Origin of the sequence: Cryobacterium sp. W22_MBD10_FK3 (assembly GCF_052113745.1) — a bacterium.
Taxonomy (GTDB): domain Bacteria; phylum Actinomycetota; class Actinomycetes; order Actinomycetales; family Microbacteriaceae; genus Cryobacterium.
Map to the genome: position 1 here is coordinate 157,453 of NZ_JBGQOH010000007.1, position 17,118 is coordinate 174,570.

A 17,118-nucleotide genomic window follows, 5' to 3' on the forward strand; every position below is an offset into this window, starting at 1 on the left:
CGCCGCTAGGCTGGCGGCATGGTGGATGCGCGCACACGAGACGAACTCGGGGTGGCCGTGGCGCAGTTCGCGCCCGGCGCCGACCAGGCCGCGAATCTGGCCCAGATGCGTTCGCTGGCCGTGACCGCCGTGGCGCGGGGGGCGCGCATCGTGGTGTTCCCCGAGTACTCCTCGTTCTTTGAGAGCCGGTTGGGCGCAGCATCCGTTGCGGCGGCCGAAAACCTCGATGGGCCGTTCGTGAGCGCCCTCGGCCGATTGGCCGCGGAGCTGGGCGTGCACGTCGTGGCGGGTCTGCTGGAGCGGACCGGCGACACAGAACGGGTGCACAACACCCTCGTGGCGGTGGACCCCGCCGGGCTGATCGTGGCCCGCTACCGCAAGCTGCACCTCTACGACGCTTTCGGCGCGCGGGAGTCCGATCGGGTGCTCGCCGGCACCATCGAAGCGCCCCAGACCTTCGACGTGGCCGGCATCACCGTGGGCCTGCAGACCTGTTACGACATCAGATTCCCCGAGGTGACCCGGCGTCTCGTCGACGCCGGCGCCGACCTCGTGCTCGTTCCGGCGGAATGGGTGCGCGGGCCGCTCAAGGAACAGCACTGGCGCACGCTGCTCACGGCGCGTGCGCTCGAGAACACCGTCTATGTGGCAGCGGCCGACCATGCGCCGCCCGGCGGCGTCGGCGCGAGCATGGTCGTCGATCCGATGGGGGTCGAACTGGTCACGCTCGGTGAGACGACCGATGTGGCCGTCGGCTGGATCTCAACCGCCCGGCTCGCTGAGGTGCGCACGGTGAACCCCGCCCTGGCCCTCCGCCGGTTCGGAGTGGTGCCCCTCTAGCCGGGTCCGAACCGGTTACTCGGGCGCGGCCACCGACGACTTCGGCAACGAGGCGGCGGACTTCACCGCGAACCTCACGTCGGTGCCACCGGAGTGCCCGGAATCGACGCTACGTTCTTCGCTCGTGGCGATCAGCCCCTGGGAGCTGTTCGCCGAGCGCGTCAATTGCGCGATCCACTCGGGATTGAGCGTCGGCGTGTGCCCACCGGTGAACTTGAAATAGAGCGGGATCGCCGGATTCATCCATGCCGAGCTGCGACCGTCACCGACCTCCATGGCATTGCGCCAGGAGAAGAGGAAGCTTTCGCCTCGGCGGAGCTTCTGCACGATAACGACTTGCAGATGCGTCAGGATCCTGTCGTCAAACTCGACGACGACCCGGTCGTAGGACAGGGTGCCCATGAGTTGTCACTTTCACTTCCAGATTGGCCACGCGCGGTGCCGGGAACGGGTGAAAGCGTTGATGGGGCACTGACAGAAGAACCGGAGTATCTCTCAACTCTCCTCTGCCGCATCGCAAAGCGCAAGCGGATCGGGGGGAATGCCCGCGCGGTTCTGGTTCAGGTGGTCGGGAGGGAGATTCCGCGCATCAGCAGGTCGATTTCGGCCCGCAGGGTGCCGGGCAGATCGGCGGGTGTCTCGCGGCCGAGCCCGGTGCGAATAATCTCCATGTGCAGGGCGGAGAAAATGCTGCGCGCAGCGAGCTTGACGTCGACTCCGGGCCGTAAGCGCGGTCCGGAGCCGGGCTCGGCCAGCTGGCTCAGTGTGCCGGCAATCGACGATTCCAGCCGATCGACCAGGTCGAGGGCCTCGGCGCGGTAAGCGCCATCCGGGTCGCCGAAGAGAATCTCGCGTTGGTAAGCGGCCATGTTCTCGTGTTGACGGATGCCGGAGGACAGCAGGGGACCCAGCAGAAGCATGATCCGCTCGGTCGGGTCGGCGTCGGGCGAGGCGGCGGCGAGGCCGGCGTCGATGCCGGCGCGCAGGTCGGCGTTGTAAACCATGGTGAGGAGTTCGGCCTTGGACGTCGCGTACCTGAACAGGGTGCCGATGGCCACGTCGGCCTGGTCGGCGATTTCCTGTGTGGTCACGGCCGAATAACCACGAGCGGCGAAGAGGGCGGCGGCGGCCGCGTGGATCCGGCCCTGCTTGTCGAGCTTGCCGCGTTCACGGCGCCCGAGCGGCACGGGCACGCTCGATCGTGCGTGCTGAACGGGGCTGGCCCCCGGCGAGGATGTCATCCGCATCATTATGCCGCGTCGGCGAGGTGCGGCGCGGATCTCGGGGCGGGTGCGGTTCGGTGGAAGCCGCCGGTTTGGCCCATTTGCGGAGTACGCTCCGTTATGAGTGAACTATCAAAGTATCGCTCTTCAATCGTTCGAAGGACGGGAATCATGGGTCGGGTAGAGGGCAAAGTTGTTCTGATCAGTGGCGGTGCGCGGGGGATGGGTGCAGCGCACGCCCGCTTGTTGCTGAGCGAGGGCGCGAAGGTGGTGCTCGGCGATCTTCTCGACGCCGAGGGTGAGGCGCTCGCGGCCGAGCTGGGCGATGCCGCCAGCTACACCCACCTGGATGTCACCAGGTCAGAGGACTGGGCGACGGCCGTCGCGCACGCCGTGCAGCGATACGGAAGTCTCGATGTCTTGGTGAACAACGCAGGCATCGCCAATGGGGCACCGATCGTCGAATTCCCGGCGAACGTGTGGAACAAGACCCTGGAGATCAACCTGACCGGCACCTTCCTCGGAATTCAGGCGGCCGTGCCCGAGCTTGCCAAGAGCACCAGGGGTGCCTCGATCATCAACGTCTCGTCGGTGGAGGGGCTGCGCGGCAGCGCGGGCCTGCACGCCTATGTCGCGTCGAAGTTCGGCGTGCGCGGGCTGACCAAGTCGGTGGCGCTCGACGTAGCGGCCATGGGGATCCGGGTGAATTCAATCCACCCGGGCTTCATCGTCACCCCGATGACCCAGAATCTGTACCACCACATGTTGCAGATCCCGCTCGGCCGTAGCGCCGAACCCTCTGAGGTGTCCCAGCTGGTGCTGTATCTGGCCAGCGACGATTCGAGCTATTCCACGGGGTCGGAGTTCGTGGTCGACGGCGGCCTCACCGCCGGCATCCCTGTCAACAAGGGCTGAACCTGGCACCCTGCTCGCGGCAGCACTGCGAGCAGGGCGGCTGTCGGGCGCTCGACGTGCCCGAAGTGACCGGTGCCGGCCAGCACCGTGACCTCGAGGTCGGCGATGACAGCGGCCATCCGGCTGTCGTCGTCGTCGGTGACGAAGACGTCTCGATCGCCGTGCACGGATCGCACCGGGCATCGGATGCGTGCCCAGGCCGCATCGGCGTCGTACCGCCCGGCTCGGCCGGCGGCCAAGACGAACGAACGAGGCCGCGCCTCGGCAGCCAGGGCCGCCACGATGCTCCCGTCGATCCGGCCGGGGTCGCCGAACAGCGGGGCCGTGAGGTGGCCCAGTAGACCCAGCCTGTGCAGGCCGCCCGGCAGAGCGCGGCCCATTGAGCCCCAGGCCGTCAGCACGCGCATGACCCCGAGCAGTGCCGTGAAACCGGGCAGCACCGCGAACCTGGTCAGCGGATGCCGCACGCTCTCGATGACGCTGAAGGTCGTGGCAGACACAAGCCCGACGAACCGCGTCTGCTCGGGCGCGCGCGCCGCGAGCTCGAGGGCGACGAAGCCGCCCAGCGAGTGCCCGATCACCTGCCACCGCTGGTAGCCCAGGGTCTCGGCTATCCGGGCCACCGCCGTGGCCAACGACTCGATGGTCTCGGCGTCTTCGTCCACCGGCAGCGAAGTGTCGCCCCACCCGGGCAGGTCCGGGATGATCAGGTCGGTGAGCGGGGCTCCCGCGACGCCGTCGGCCGCAGTGATCAACGGGGTCCAGGTGGTCCAGGACCCGGCGGCGCCGTGCAACAGGATCGTCGCGGTGCCGGTGCCACCAGGGGCGCCGGCTCTGCCGTGTCGCACGGTCACCGGACCGAGAGCAGTCTCGATCAGGCTGGTGCGCAGACCGAACTGGCCGGGGTCGCTGGACAGGGCGAACGGGGAGTAGCCCAGGTCGGCGTCAAGCCTGCCCAGGCCGGCGGTGGCGGTGCTCATACCGGTGGTTCGGTGCGGCAGAGCAGGGGGATTGGCGACCGGGTGAGCCTGAGTGCCGGCTGTTCATCGCCTCAAGGCGGAATAGCGGGTGCCACCGCACTGTTTGCTGAACGGGACGCGTGTCCGACAACTGCGGCACAGCCGCGCATCCACTGCGTCCGCATCACACAGATAGAAGGAGCACTACGTGAGTCTTTTCACCCCGCTGAACCTTGGCGCCCTCGAGCTGCCCAACCGAATGGTCATGGCACCGTTGACCCGGATGCGTTCCGGTGTCGACGGCATCCCGAACGCGCTGAACATCGAGCACTACCGCCAGCGGGCAACCCTCGGTCTGATCGTCTCCGAGGGCGTCTACCCCGACAAGGCCGGCCAGGGCTTCCCGGGCCAGCCCGGCCTCGTCACCGAGGAGCAGGTCGACGGCTGGGCCAAGGTGGCCGACGCCGTGCACGCCGCCGGAGGACGCATCGTGGCGCAGGTCATGCACGCCGGTCGGGTCACCCACCCGGAGACCAACGGCGGCCTTCAGGTCGTCGCCCCCAGCGCCATCGCCATCCAGGGTGAGAGCCACACCTACAAGGGCAAGCTGGCCTACCCGGTGCCGCGTGCGCTCACCCTCGAAGACCTGCCCGGCATCATCGACGGCTTCGTGCAGGCGTCCCGCAACGCCGTCGCGGCGGGCCTGGACGGCGTCGAGATCCACGGTGCCAACGGGTACCTGCTGCACGAGTTCCTGTCCCCGGCCTCCAACCAGCGCGACGACCTCTACGGCGGCTCGGCCGAGAACCGTGCCCGCTTCGTGATCGAGGTGGCGACAGCCGTGGCCGCCGCGATCGGCGCCGACCGGGTGGGCATCCGGATCTCGCCGCAGCACAACATCCAGGATGCGCTCGAGACCGACGACGCCGATGTGCTGGCCACCTATGGCGCGTTGGTGGATGGGCTGGCCCCGCTCGGACTTGCCTACCTCAGCGTGTTGAACCGCGACCCCGCGGGCGAACTGGTGCGCACCCTGCGCACCCGGTTCGGCGGGCCGCTGCTGGTCAACACGGGTTTCAGCGAGGTGACCACCCGTGAGGAAGCGATCGCCCTGCTCGACGACGGTCTGGGTGACGGCGTGGTGGTGGGCCGTGCCGTGATCGCCAACCCCGACCTCGTGCGCCGCTGGCTCGAGAACCTGCCGTTGAACGAGCCCAACGCGGCCACGTTCTACGGACCGGATGCCGTGGGTTACACCGACTACCCGGCCTACGCGGTCTAACCTCACTCGCAGCGCCCCGCGCACCGCAACAGAAACGGCCCCCTGGATCAGGGGGCCGTTTCGTGTGTCTCGCGGCGGCTAGAGTCGCGCGAGCCGAGCGACGGCTTCCTCGAGCACGTCGACGCGCTTGCAGAACGCGAAGCGCACCAGCGAGGCGTACTGGGCCTTGTGCTCCGGCAGGCAGAACGCCGTGATCGGGATTCCGACCACCCCGGCCAGATCGGGCAGGGCCCGGCAGAACTCGACGGCGTCGGTGTGACCGAGGGCGGAGGCATCCGCCACGATGAAGTACGACCCCTGGGGCACGGTGAGGGTGAACCCTGCCGCGCTGAGCCCGCCGGCCAGCAGATCCCGTTTGGCCCGCAGGTCGGCGGCGATGCCTGCGTAGTAGGCGTCGGGCAGGTCCAGACCGATCGCCGTGGCCGGCTGGAACGGCGCACCGTTGACGTAGGTGAGGAACTGCTTGACGGCCAGGATCGCCGTGACGATCGCGGCCGGGGCACTCAGCCAGCCGATCTTCCAACCCGTGGTGCTGAAGGTCTTGCCGCCGGAGGAGATCGTGACCGTGCGTTCGGGGGCGCCGGGCAGTGTCGCCACCGGAATGTGGGTGGCCCCGAAGGTGAGGTGCTCGTAGACCTCGTCGGTCACGATCAGGGCGTCGTGCTTGTGCGCGAGAGCCACAATCAGTTCGAGGGTCTCGCGAGTGAAGACCGTGCCGGTGGGATTGTGCGGGTTGTTCAGCAGGATGATGCGAGTGCGGTCGGTCACCACGGCCTGCAGCTCATCCAGGTCGGGCTGGAAATCGGGGGAGCGCAGCCGCACCGTGCGGTGCACGCCGTCGGCGAGGGCGATCAGGCCGCCGTATGCGTCGTAGAACGGCTCGAAGGTGACCACCTCGTCGCCGGCTTCCAGCAGCGCCAGCAGGGTGGCCGCGAGGGCCTCTGTGGCGCCGGAGGTAACCAGCACTTCGGTGCCGGGGTCGACGGCCAGCCCATAGAAACGCTGCTGATGACGCGCGATCGCCTCGAGCAGCACGGGGTTGCCGCGCCCGGGCGGGTACTGGTTGACGCCATCGGTGATGGCCTGTCGTGCGGCTTCGAGAACGACGGCGGGGCCGTCTTCGTCGGGGAAGCCCTGGCCCAGGTTGATGGCGCCGGTGCGGGTGGCCAGGGCACTCATCTCGGCGAAGATGCTCGCGGAAATGCTGCCGTCGGCGGCGAGGAGTCCGGCCCCGTGAGCGGTGCGCCGCCAAGCGCCGGCGATGGTCATGAGGTGGCCTGCTGCATACCCCCAAATTTACGACATCCCACCCCATCCGCCCGCCATGCGCCGAGGAGGGGTGCTGAATCATCCACCGTCGATCTTGCTGGCGTGGGCTCCGCAACGCGCAAGGCTTCCTACCCCGATCTGCGGGAAGGTGGGGGCCTCTGCGAGTGAAACCGCAGACGGTCGATTTAGGGGCTGTGGATAACTCTCACGCGGTGAGGGCCTGCTGGCCTACGGTGGCGGCATGGGGATCGTGGGCGTTGAACGACGAGGTGTGAAGCGGATGGTGACGGCTGCCTGTGTGGGTGGTCTGCTGTTGGGTGCGGTGGGCTGCACGGCGGCACCGACGCCCGCGCCTCGGTCGGCAACGCCCACGGTCGCCTCCATCTTCGCCTCCGACGAGGAGGCGCTCGCTGCGGCCACCGAGGCCTACGCGAACTACCTCCGCGTTTACGACGCACTCTGGACAGAGGGTGGACCATCGGTGGATGACTATCTGTCGCTTTCGACAGGAGCCGCTCATGAAGGTGAAGCGGCCTCAATTGCGGATTGGCAGTCGAAGGGTTGGAAGGCCGTCGGAGTGACAACCTTCGACTCGATTCAACTCCAATCCGTCTCGCAATCCGACTCCGGGAACTGGCAAATCCGCACATATCTGTGCGCAGACGCAAGCGACGGTGACGTACTTGATTCCGCAGGACTCTCGGTAGCAGAGCGTGATCGACCGCTGAGGCTGCCGCTGGAAGTCGAGTTCGTGACTGCTTCCGCTACTTCACCCGCTCTCAAGATTTCGGAATCAAAAGTATGGTCCGGCACAAACTTCTGTTAGCAGTGATGATGGTCAGCTTCGTCGGGCTGACGAATCTGGAGCCTGCAACCGCCGCACGGGCTAACGTCGAAGCGGCGGATTGCTCCGTTGGTCAATGGCGGCAGGGTTCGTGCCCTGGGGCAAGCGCCACCGTGGTGGATGGAGGGGTCGACCTCAGCGCGGACCAGGAGGTCGTGACCCCTGGGCGTCAGGGGACCGGTGGTGGCGGCGGCAACAACTCCGGCGACGGTGATGACTGGGACGGCCTGCCGGAAGGCGTCAGTCCGGTTCCCGGGGGTGTTCCGGTCGACCGTGGTGACGCATCCCCTGGGCCGGGAGGGTTGCCCCGCCGGACCCCGACCGTGCTGCCGGCCGACCCGGCAATACCCGCCTGTCAGCCGCAGACACCCTGCGATCCGGACTTGGTTGTGCGGGTGAGCGATCTGGTCAACATCCAGGCCGCCGCGCCCAGCCAGGGGATGGAACCCGACGGCTGGCTGGTCGTCGGAGTACCGACCAACTTCTTCGCGACAGCGTCTGCTCATGTGCGGGCCGGACCGCTGCTCGGCGTTGCGGCGGAGGTGCGATTCACTCCGGTGGCGTTCCGTTGGGACTACGGCGACGGCGCATTCCGAACGGCGGTGGCTGGTGGGTCGAGCTGGGCCGCCCAGAATCTTCCCGAGTTCTCGGAGACCGCGACCAGCCACGTCTTCGAGCAGACCGGCACCCTGACCATCGGCCTGGTCGTGTCGTATTCGGCCGAATATCGCTTTCCAGGAACGGACTGGCGCACCGTGCAGGGGCTGGTGCTGGTTCCGGCCAGTCCGATCACCGCGATCGCCGACCGGGCCGGCACTGTGCTCGTTGCCGAGTCCTGTCTCGGGAATTCGCGCGGGCCGGGCTGTTAAGCCCGGTCCCTGGCAATTGTGGAAATGCTTCATTCCTCGAGCCGGGCAACGTCACGGCTTCATCATTGACTGCTCCCAGTCTGCGCATATCAAACGCTCAGCTTCGGGCGAGAAGCTATCCTCGCTTGGAAGGAGCACATCATGACTGACAACACTCAAGACCCGGGAACGACACCCGACCAGCCTCATGACAGCGCACCCATCGAGGTCAACTCGTCCGGTGAAGCCGTCGCGGATCACCAGCCCGCCGTACCCCGGCCGGCAGACAACCAGCCCACCGAGGTTCTCGGTTCTGGAGACGGCGCAGTCGCCGCCCAGGCGCCGGCACCTACCGCAGCGGAGCAGCAGGCCGCCGCGCAGCAGGCCGCCGCGCAGCAGGCCGCCGCGCAGGCCCACCCCGCGCAGCCGACGCCTCAGTACACCCAGGCCGCCCCGGCGCAGACCGCGGCGTACCCCACGGATGCCTTTGGTCGCCCCATTCCGGGCCCGGACGGTTCCACCCCGATTTACGCCCCCACGCCGGCCCAGCAGCAGGCCTACGCCAACGCCAACGGATACGGCCCGCAGCCGTCCGTCGGCCAGAAGGCGCCCAAGGACCCCAATCGTCGCAAAGGCAGCGTCGCCTTCGTCGCCGCACTCGCCATCGCCGCACTGGTCGGCGGGGTCTCGGGTGCCGGCGTCTCCGCCCTCGTCTACTCGAACCAGACCAACGGCACCCCGTCCAGCGAGGCTCAGGGCCCGAGCAGCGTTGTGGTGAACAACACCGACAGCGTCAACGAGATCACCGCCGTTGCCGCGAAGGCCTCGCCCAGCGTGGTCACGATCGAGGTTGCCGCCGGCGAGTCCGGCGGAACGGGCTCCGGCGTGATCCTGAGTGAGGACGGGTACATCCTCACCAACACCCACGTCGTCACCCTCGACGGCGCCGCCTCAGAGGCGACAATCCAGGTGAAGGCCAGCGACGGCAAGCTCTATGCAGCCACGCTGGTCGGCACCGACCCGGTCTCCGATCTAGCCGTGATCAAGCTCACCGATGCCTCCGGACTCACGCCGATCAACTGGGCCGACTCAGGTGATCTCAACGTGGGCGACACCGCCATCGCCATCGGCGCCCCGCTCGGCCTGTCCGGCACCGTCACGAACGGCATCGTCAGTGCGCTGAACCGCAGCATCACCGTGGCGTCCTCCGCCGCGCCCACCACGCCAGACGAAACCACGCCAGACGAGGGCGACGGCAACTTCTTCAACTACGACCTGCCCAACCGAGACGGCTCCACCCCCGACACGCAGACGGCCCAGAGCAGTATTTCGCTCTCGGTGATTCAGACCGACGCCGCGATCAACCCCGGCAACTCCGGCGGTGCACTGCTCAACAGCAAGGGCGAACTGATCGGCATCAACGTCGCCATCGCCAACGCGGGAGGCAGCTCCAGCGCCTCCGCAGCCGGAAGCATCGGTGTCGGATTCTCGATCCCGGCCAACCTGGCCAAGCGGGTCTCAGACGAGATCATCGAGACCGGATCGGCCTCGCACGGGCTGCTCGGCGCCAGCGTGACCAGCGCCACCAGCACCGACAGTGCCACCGTCGGCGCGCTCATCAGTGACGTGTCGTCTGGCGGAGCCGCGCAGGATGCCGGGCTGAAGGCCGGTGACGTCGTCACCAACTTCAACGGTGTTCCCATCACCGACGCCACCGACCTCACCGCTCAGGTGCGCACCCTGGCGGGCGGCGAAACCGCCGACCTGACCTACGTGCGAGACGGCCAGTCGGTGACGGTATCGGTCACCGTGGGCGAGCTCACCAGCTAGCCCGCGCCAGCTCCTTCCTTCCCACTGCGCCGCCGGTCCTGCACCGGCGGCGCAGTTGTGCGCTACCCGGGGTTCCACCTGCGAAGCCGTGCACAGGCGACGCGAACCGAGTGAAAAGACTCGGCTGCTAGGCTCAGGCGATTGCCCGAATGAGTGGAAAGATGGCCAGCCCAGTGCAGGAGAGCGCAGACACAGTGCTGATCGGCGTCTCGTACATCATGCCCGTGCTCAACGAGGCCAGTCATGTGCGAGCCGCTGTGCAGAGCCTGCTTGAGCAGGATTACGACGGCCCGTTCGAGGTCACCCTGGCCCTTGGGCCGAGTATCGATGGCACCACGGAGCTCGTCGAAGAGATGGCCGCGGTGGATCCCCGCATCCGTGTGGTGGCCAATGAGGTCGGGTCCACGCCGGCGGGACTCAACATCGCCATCCGCGCCTCCACCTACCCCGTGGTGATCCGCGTCGACGCGCACTCGGTGCTGCCCCGCGACTACGCCCGCATCGCCGTCGAAACGCTGCAGCGAACTGGCGCCGACAACGTGGGCGGCATCATGGATGCGCAGGGCACCGAGCCCTTCCAGCAGGCCGTCGCCCGCGCCTATGGCACCCGCATCGGCCTGGGCGGCACCCCGCTGCACGTGGGTGGCCCCGAAGGTGAAGCCGAAACCGTGTATCTCGGCTGCTTCCGTCGCGACAGCTTGCTGCGGGTGGGCATGTTCGACGAAGGCATCAAGCGCGGTCAGGACTGGGAACTCAACCGGCGCCTGCGCGAGCACGGCGGCTCGGTCTGGTTCACGCCCGCGCTCAAGGTCATCTATCGGCCCCGGCCCAGCCTGTCCCGCCTGGCCCGCCAGATGGTGTCCACCGGGCTCTGGCGCGGTGAACTGGCGCGTCGCTATCCCGCCTCCAACGGCGTGCGGTACTTCGCGCCGCCCGTAATGGTGCTCGGCGTGACCCTCGGCCTCCTTCTGGGCCTGGTCGGGCTTGTGCAGCTCGTGCTCGGCGCTCCCGGCTGGCTGTTGCTTGGTTTCCTGGCCCCGCTGGCCTACCTGCTCATCGTCGTGGCGGCCACAGCCATGTCGACCCGTGCCGACGGTGTTCGTGTCGCGCTCTGGTTTCTCGTAGTCTTGCCGTGCATTCACTTCTGCTGGGGAATCGGGTTTCTGCTCGGCTACCTCAAGCTGACCACCAACATCTCGGCACACACGGGAAGACATCAATGACGTCTGGTTCGCCCAACACGGCTCGGCCCTCTTCGATCGCCGAGCTTCGTGCCGTCGCGCAGCCTCCCGAGGTGCGGATGCGCGCCAATGCGGAGCACTGGACCGCCTCGCTCTACCTGCGCGACCTGTCGCCGTACCTCACCTGGATGCTGCTGAAGACGCGCATCTCGGCCAACGGCGTCACCGGCCTGATGATCCTGGTCGGCTGGTCCACGGCCGCGGCGCTGCTCATCCCCGGCATCTGGGGTGCCCTGCTGGCGCTGGTACTCGGGCAGCTGCAGATGCTCGTGGACTGCTGCGACGGTGAGGTCGCCCGCTGGCGCAAGACCTCGTCGCCGGCCGGAGTGTTCCTCGACAAGGTCGGGCATTACTCGACCGAAGCCCTGATCCCCATCGCCCTGGGCATCCGCGCCGCTGCCTACCCGTTCGAGGCGCCGGCCGACTTTCTCTTCACCACGCTCGGCCTCGCGCTGGCGCTGCTGATCGTGCTCAACAAAGCCCTCAACGACATGGTGCACGTGGCCCGCGCCAACGCCGGTCTGGCCAAGCTGGCCGACAACAAGGGCGAGAAGGTTCCGCAGGCCGGACTGATCGCCACCCTGCGCCGCCTGGCCCGGTTCCTGCCGTTCCACCGCCTGTACCACTCGGTGGAGATGACCATGGTGATCTTCGTGGCCGCTGTGATCGGCCTCGTTGCCGGCCAGCCGGTCACCGACCGGATCTTCCTCGCCGTTCTCGTTCCCCTCGCCTTCCTCGCGCTGATCGGTCACTTCCTGGCGATCATGGCCTCCAAGCGCGTGCGCTCCTGAGGCCAGGCGAGAGCGTGCCTGTCACCATCGGCGTCGTCGTGCTCACCCAGGGCCGCCGTCCAGACGACCTCGAGCGGGGCATCCGCAGCCTGCTCGCGCAGCAGGACGTGCAGCTCGACATCGTCTGCGTGGGCAACGGGTGGCAACCCACCGGCCTACCCGCCGGCGTCGCCGCGCTCGCCCTGCCCGAGAACCTCGGCATCCCGGCCGGCCGCAATCGCGGGGTGGACCACGTCACCGGCGAGTACCTGTTCTTTCTCGACGACGACGCCAGCCTGCCGGATCCCCGATTCCTGATCGACGCCGTGGGGCTGTTGCGCGCCGATCCCACCGTCGGCCTGCTGCAGCCGCAGGTTGTCGACCCCACCGGACTGACCGCTCCCCGCCGCTGGATCCCGCGCATCCGCAAGGGCGAGGCCACGCACTCCAGCGCCGTTTTCTCGGTGTGGGAGGGTGCTGTGCTGCTGCCCCGGCCGGTCTTCGACGCCACGGGCGGCTGGGCCGAACCGTTCTTCTACGCCCACGAGGGCATCGAATTGGCCTGGCGGGTCTGGGACCAGGGCCTGCGCACCTGGTACGCGGGCGACCTGGTGGCCAATCATCCGGTGATCCTGCCCACCCGGCACGCCGACTTCTACCGGCTCAATGCGCGCAACCGCGTCTGGATCGCCCGGCGCAACCTGCCGGTGGTGCTGATGCCGGTCTACGTGGGATCGTGGACGCTGATTCAGGTGCTGCGCGGTGCTCGCAACCGGGCGGCCCTGGCCGCGTGGTTCCGCGGCTGGTGGGAGGGCTGGACCACCGACCCCGGCGAACGCCGTCCGCTGTCTGCCCGCACCGTCTGGCGGATGACCCGCGCGGGTCGGCCCCCGGTCATCTGAGCCGACAGACTAACGATTGGCTACCGCCGAGCCTCCTCCGGGGGTGAACAGGCCTTAGGTCCCAGCCCGGTGGGTAGGCTGGACCAGTGGTAAGCAGGAAAGACGTCCGTCTCGCAGCAAAGCTGGTCAAGGATGTGATTGCATCCCGGAAGGCGCAACGCCTGCTGGGGGAGCGACTGCAGGCGCAGGATCCGCTGCCCAGCCAGCACTTCAAGATCGCCGTCTACTTCGCGGACGGCCCGGTGAACCTCTACCAGATGCGTCAGTGGTACAAGCCGCTGGCCAAGCTGGCCGAGACCTGGCCGGTCGTGCTGCTCAGCCGCACCGCCGGCGGCACCCTCAAGCTTCTCGACGAGAGCCCGGTGCCGGTCGCCTACGTGCGCAAGGTCGCCAACCTCGAACGAGTGATCGCCGACCAGGACATCCGCATCGTTCTGTACGTCAACCAGAACTCCCGCAACTTTCAGATGATGCGCTACGGGCGCCGCTGGCACGTTTTCATCAATCATGGTGAGAGCGACAAGATGTACATGACCACCAACCAGTTCAAGGCCTACGACTACTCGTTCGTGGCAGGTCAGGCCGCGATCGCCAGGCTCGGCAGGGTGCTCTGGGACTTCGACTTCGACAAACGAGCCATCACGATCGGACGGCCACAGGCCGACCACTACTCGGGCCGGTTGCCGTACACGCCCGACGAGCGCACCGTGGTGCTCTACGCGCCCACCTGGGAGGGCGACCGCGCCGCAGCAGCGTACGGCTCCATCGCCACGCACGGGGTCGGTCTGGTCACTGCATTGCTGCAGAGTCCCCGTCATCGGGTCGTCTACCGCCCGCATCCTCGATCCGGCGTGGTCGACCATGAGTACGGCCAGGCGAACAAGCAGATCATGGCGGCGATCACCGCGGCGAACAACCGCGATGCCAGCGCCCAACACATTATCGACACCGGTGCGGAGCTCGGCTGGCAGCTGTCCGCCGCGGACGTTGCGATCGTGGACATCTCGGCGATGGTCTACGACCGCCTCGCGTCGGGCAAGCCTCTCATGGTCACTCGTCCGCAGAACCCCCTCGCGGCCATCGACACGAGCGGCTACCTGTCGGACTGTGAATGGCTCGCGGCGAACGAGACCGCCGGGATCGTCGAGACCCTCGATGAGCTCGTGGCCGACGGTGGGGCCGAAGAGCGCCTACGCGGATGGGTGGAGCAGTATTTCGGCGATCCCACCCCCGGGGCTCCCACGGCACGGTTCCACGCCGCAATCGAGCACCTGATGAACGAGTGGGACCGGTTCGCCCAGGTGCATGCCAACGACGATGACGGCCTCGCCGAGTTCATCGAGGACGTCAGCGAAATCGAAGAGCTCTGATTCGTCCCACGTGGTTTCCACCTCGTCGGGCGAGCTGGTCGAGACCTGATGAGGCGCGCTGCCAGGGTCTGGACGAGCTCGACCAGCGGAAGAGCTGTGGCTACGCGGTGGGGCCCGCCGGAGCGAACGGCTCCGGCTCTACCTGATCCGGGCCAGTCGGCCGACGGCGATGCAGGCGGGGGAGGGCGCGGAGCGCACCGTGACCCAACTGCGTGAGCCGGTTGCCGGGCACCACGGCGCCGTTCTGCAACGTGATGGTGTGCGCCCGCGGGTCGAGTTCCGCACGGAACGCGGCCGGCGCCTGACCGAACGCGAGCCTGGACGAACCGACGACCCTCTTGCCGAGGATGTGGTTGCCCATGCCGCCGATCACGGCGCCGATGCCGAACGGCACGGCCTTGCCGATCAGGCTGGCGCCGCCCTTCGCGGCGAATTGCCGAATGAAGGTGCGTTTGAGGCGGTCGGTCAGCGGACCCATGATCGCGCGGGGGAGGCTGGTGGTCACCAGTTCTCCCCAGTAGGCGGTGCGGGCGACGCCCCCGCCGGTGACCTGTCCGGCCAGTTGCCGCACGAGGTCGGAGCCCTCGTGGCCGAGCATCATGGTCATCACCAGCGCCCTGGCGCGTTCGGGATCGCTCACCGTGATGCCGTGCACCTCGCTGACGGACTGGGAGAAGAGCGCGGTCGCTTCGAGAAAGCCGGCCGTCTCGACGCCGGACAGGGCGAGGGTGATGCCGGTGCCGACCCCGGGGATCACGGCGGTCGCCCCCACGGCGGCACCGCCGCTGGTGACCGCGGCGAGATAGCGCCGCTCCAGAATGCGCACGAGCTGCTCCGGGGTGGCATCCGGGTGACGGTGTCGGATGCTGCGGATGTGGGCGAGCACAGCGGGGCGGTGGATTGCCATGACCCTGTCGAACCCGGTGACGACCCCGGATGGCAGCTGGCCGCCCTGCGGCATTCCGCCGGTGGGCGACAGCAGTGGTGTGAGCTTCTTGGCCATGGTGCGGTCCTCCTCGGGTGCAGAAGCACGAGTTTACGGTTCGAAACTGAGCATCGTCGAACTAATTCCCAGCCAGATCAAGGTGGGTTTTCTGTGTCGAATCGGCCCCGGGCTACGTCTCAGGCCTTCTTGATGCCGTACTCGGCGTTGTACCGGTCGAGCACCTCGTCGATCGGGGCGTCGAGCACCAATTCGCCCTTGTCGAGGTACAGGCCCCTGGCGCAGAACCGGCGCAGGTCACGTTCGTTGTGCGACACGAAGAACAGGGTGCGGCCGCCCGCGAGGAGTTCCTCGATGCGGCGGTAGCACTTCTCGCGGAAGGCCTTGTCACCGACGGCCAGGACCTCGTCGACGAGGATGATCGGCTCCTCGAGCCTGGAGATCACCGCGAAGGCAATGCGCACCTTCATGCCGCTGGAGAGGTGCTTGTACGGGGTGTCGATGAAGTCGGCGATCTCGGCGAATTCGATGATGTCGTCAAACCGGGAATCGATCTGCTTGCGGGTCATGCCGTGCAGGCCGGCGGTGAGGTAGACGTTGTCGCGCACGGACAGGTCATCCACGAAGCCGCCGGTGATCTCGATCAGCGGTGCGACGCCTTCGATGACGTCGACTGTGCCTTCGTCGGGCAGCACGACGCCGGTGACGAGCTTGAGCAGGGTGGACTTGCCCTGGCCGTTGCGGCCGACCACGCCGATCGCCTCGCCGCGTTGCACGGTGAACGACACGTTCTGCAGCGCCCAGAACTCGCCGGGCCTGGTGCGGCGGCGGGTGCCGGCGAAGAGATCCTTGAAGTTGCGGCGGCTGCGGCGGTTGCGCCGGAACCTGATCCCGACGTCGTTCAGGGAGATGACGGTTTCGCTCATCAGATTTCCTTCAGCACGGCGCGCTCGGTGCGGGAGAAGACCAGCAGGCCGATGCCGAGGAAGGCCACTGACATCGCGGCGCCGACCGCGACGATGAACCAGTCCAGCTCACCGGGGAAGAACGCGGCGCGGTACAGGCTGAAGATGCCGCTCAGTGGGTTGAACGCGGCCCAGAAGTGCAGTTCCTGGGGCAGGTCGCTGGTGGCGTAGATGATCGGCGACGCATAGAACAGGAAGCGCAGGATCAGCTTGACGGCCCGCTCCAGGTCTCGGAAGAACACGACCAGGGGAGCGACGATGAGACCGACACCGGCGGTGAGGACGGCCTGGATCAGGATCGCGAGAGGGAAGAAAATCGCATCCGCGTTGATCTGGGCGCCGGAGAAGATGGCGAACAGCACCAGAACGGGGATGGCGGCCAGGAATTCGATGCCCTTGGAGAGCACCAGCCGGTTCACCCAGATGGTGCGGGGGATTCGTGTGGAGCGGATGAGCTTGGCTTCGCGCAGGAACGCGCGGGTGCAGTCGGAGATGGCGCCGTTGAACCACATCCACGGCAGCAGGGCCGCGAGAAGGAACACGATGTACGGGTCTTCGCCCACCGAGCGCTGGAACACGACGGTGAAGACGAACCAGTAGATGCCCGACATCACGAGCGGATCGAGGATCGACCAGAAGTACCCGAGCACGGAGGTGGAATACCGCACGCGCAGATCTCGCTGGGTCAGCAACCACAGCGAATGACGGTAACGCGCAAACGGGGTGCGCTGTTCAGGTCGCACCTGAGCGTAACTACTCACGCGCTCTATCGTATGGGAGCGAATCGGGGGGGCACGCCCCCCACATCCGCACCCCCCACCCCCCCCCCCATCCAACAAAAAAATTCTCGCACCCCCAAGCTTTCTCGAAAGCCACCCCCCCAACAGAAAAAGCCCCAACGGCCACAGGCCCAACAA

17 protein-coding genes are annotated in these 17,118 nt (G+C 67.4%); 10 read left to right on the plus strand and 7 right to left on the minus strand.

What is annotated here, in order from left to right; genetic code table 11:
• Positions 1 to 18 precede the first annotated feature (18 nt).
• The gene (locus ACEN2M_RS09755) at positions 19 to 840 is read left to right on the plus strand and encodes a carbon-nitrogen hydrolase family protein (protein WP_441647922.1); all 822 of its coding nucleotides are present in this window, start codon (positions 19 to 21) and stop codon (positions 838 to 840) included.
• Positions 841 to 855: 15 nt separating this feature from the next.
• Here ACEN2M_RS09755 and ACEN2M_RS09760 read toward each other — a convergent pair whose 3' ends face one another.
• Positions 856 to 1,242: a DUF7882 family protein gene (locus ACEN2M_RS09760; protein WP_441647923.1), complete on the minus strand. Its 387-nt coding sequence runs from the start codon at positions 1,240 to 1,242 to the stop codon at positions 856 to 858.
• A 158-nt stretch (positions 1,243 to 1,400) separates the two neighbouring features.
• Positions 1,401 to 2,081 (minus strand): TetR/AcrR family transcriptional regulator, encoded by a 681-nt coding sequence (locus ACEN2M_RS09765; RefSeq protein ID WP_441647924.1) that lies wholly within the window; start codon positions 2,079 to 2,081, stop codon positions 1,401 to 1,403.
• Between the two features lie 153 nt (positions 2,082 to 2,234).
• Here ACEN2M_RS09765 and ACEN2M_RS09770 point away from each other — a divergent pair, with 153 nt between their 5' ends.
• Positions 2,235 to 2,978, plus strand: coding sequence for a glucose 1-dehydrogenase (locus ACEN2M_RS09770; RefSeq protein ID WP_441647925.1), 744 nt, complete (start codon positions 2,235 to 2,237; stop codon positions 2,976 to 2,978).
• Here ACEN2M_RS09770 and ACEN2M_RS09775 read toward each other — a convergent pair.
• Positions 2,909 to 3,958 carry an alpha/beta fold hydrolase gene (locus ACEN2M_RS09775; RefSeq protein WP_441647926.1) on the minus strand — a complete coding sequence of 350 codons (1,050 nt, stop codon included), beginning with the start codon at positions 3,956 to 3,958 and terminating at the stop codon, positions 2,909 to 2,911. The genes ACEN2M_RS09770 and ACEN2M_RS09775 overlap by 70 nt on opposite strands.
• A gap of 187 nt (positions 3,959 to 4,145) precedes the next feature.
• Here ACEN2M_RS09775 and ACEN2M_RS09780 point away from each other — a divergent pair, with 187 nt between their 5' ends.
• Entirely contained in the window at positions 4,146 to 5,219 is a 1,074-nt protein-coding gene (locus ACEN2M_RS09780) for an alkene reductase (protein ID WP_441647927.1), read from the plus strand.
• A 78-nt stretch (positions 5,220 to 5,297) separates the two neighbouring features.
• On the opposite strand, the gene ACEN2M_RS09785 is transcribed toward ACEN2M_RS09780, so the two are convergent.
• Positions 5,298 to 6,488 (minus strand): aminotransferase class I/II-fold pyridoxal phosphate-dependent enzyme, encoded by a 1,191-nt coding sequence (locus ACEN2M_RS09785; RefSeq protein ID WP_441647928.1) that lies wholly within the window; start codon positions 6,486 to 6,488, stop codon positions 5,298 to 5,300.
• 241 nt (positions 6,489 to 6,729) lie between these two features.
• Here ACEN2M_RS09785 and ACEN2M_RS09790 point away from each other — a divergent pair, with 241 nt between their 5' ends.
• The 7 genes from ACEN2M_RS09790 (at position 6,730) to ACEN2M_RS09820 (ending at position 14,293) form a co-directional block, all read left to right on the plus strand.
• On the plus strand, positions 6,730 to 7,314 hold the full coding sequence (locus ACEN2M_RS09790) for a hypothetical protein (RefSeq protein ID WP_441647929.1): 585 nt from the start codon (positions 6,730 to 6,732) through the stop codon (positions 7,312 to 7,314).
• 413 nt (positions 7,315 to 7,727) lie between these two features.
• Positions 7,728 to 8,201: a PKD domain-containing protein gene (locus ACEN2M_RS09795; protein ID WP_441647930.1), complete on the plus strand. Its 474-nt coding sequence runs from the start codon at positions 7,728 to 7,730 to the stop codon at positions 8,199 to 8,201.
• Between the two features lie 141 nt (positions 8,202 to 8,342).
• Positions 8,343 to 10,010 carry a S1C family serine protease gene (locus tag ACEN2M_RS09800; RefSeq protein ID WP_441647931.1) on the plus strand — a complete coding sequence of 556 codons (1,668 nt, stop codon included), beginning with the start codon at positions 8,343 to 8,345 and terminating at the stop codon, positions 10,008 to 10,010.
• 161 nt (positions 10,011 to 10,171) lie between these two features.
• Positions 10,172 to 11,233, plus strand: coding sequence for a glycosyltransferase family 2 protein (locus tag ACEN2M_RS09805; RefSeq protein ID WP_441647932.1), 1,062 nt, complete (start codon positions 10,172 to 10,174; stop codon positions 11,231 to 11,233).
• Positions 11,230 to 12,042 (plus strand): CDP-alcohol phosphatidyltransferase family protein, encoded by an 813-nt coding sequence (locus ACEN2M_RS09810; protein ID WP_441647933.1) that lies wholly within the window; start codon positions 11,230 to 11,232, stop codon positions 12,040 to 12,042. The genes ACEN2M_RS09805 and ACEN2M_RS09810 overlap by 4 nt, the downstream gene beginning before the upstream one ends.
• Before the next feature lie 14 nt (positions 12,043 to 12,056).
• Positions 12,057 to 12,923 (plus strand): glycosyltransferase family 2 protein, encoded by an 867-nt coding sequence (locus ACEN2M_RS09815; RefSeq protein ID WP_441647934.1) that lies wholly within the window; start codon positions 12,057 to 12,059, stop codon positions 12,921 to 12,923.
• A 137-nt stretch (positions 12,924 to 13,060) separates the two neighbouring features.
• The gene (locus tag ACEN2M_RS09820; protein ID WP_441647943.1) at positions 13,061 to 14,293 is read left to right on the plus strand and encodes a hypothetical protein; all 1,233 of its coding nucleotides are present in this window, start codon (positions 13,061 to 13,063) and stop codon (positions 14,291 to 14,293) included.
• 100 nt (positions 14,294 to 14,393) lie between these two features.
• Here ACEN2M_RS09820 and ACEN2M_RS09825 read toward each other — a convergent pair whose 3' ends face one another.
• The 3 genes from ACEN2M_RS09825 to ACEN2M_RS09835 all read right to left on the minus strand — a co-directional run bounded on the left by ACEN2M_RS09825 (position 14,394) and on the right by ACEN2M_RS09835 (position 16,962).
• Entirely contained in the window at positions 14,394 to 15,296 is a 903-nt protein-coding gene (locus ACEN2M_RS09825) for a hypothetical protein (RefSeq protein ID WP_441647935.1), read from the minus strand.
• A gap of 119 nt (positions 15,297 to 15,415) precedes the next feature.
• The gene (locus ACEN2M_RS09830) at positions 15,416 to 16,162 is read right to left on the minus strand and encodes an ABC transporter ATP-binding protein (protein WP_441647936.1); all 747 of its coding nucleotides are present in this window, start codon (positions 16,160 to 16,162) and stop codon (positions 15,416 to 15,418) included.
• Positions 16,162 to 16,962 (minus strand): ABC transporter permease, encoded by an 801-nt coding sequence (locus ACEN2M_RS09835; RefSeq protein ID WP_441647937.1) that lies wholly within the window; start codon positions 16,960 to 16,962, stop codon positions 16,162 to 16,164. Before ACEN2M_RS09835 ends, ACEN2M_RS09830 begins: the two co-directional genes overlap by 1 nt.
• Positions 16,963 to 17,118 lie beyond the last annotated feature (156 nt).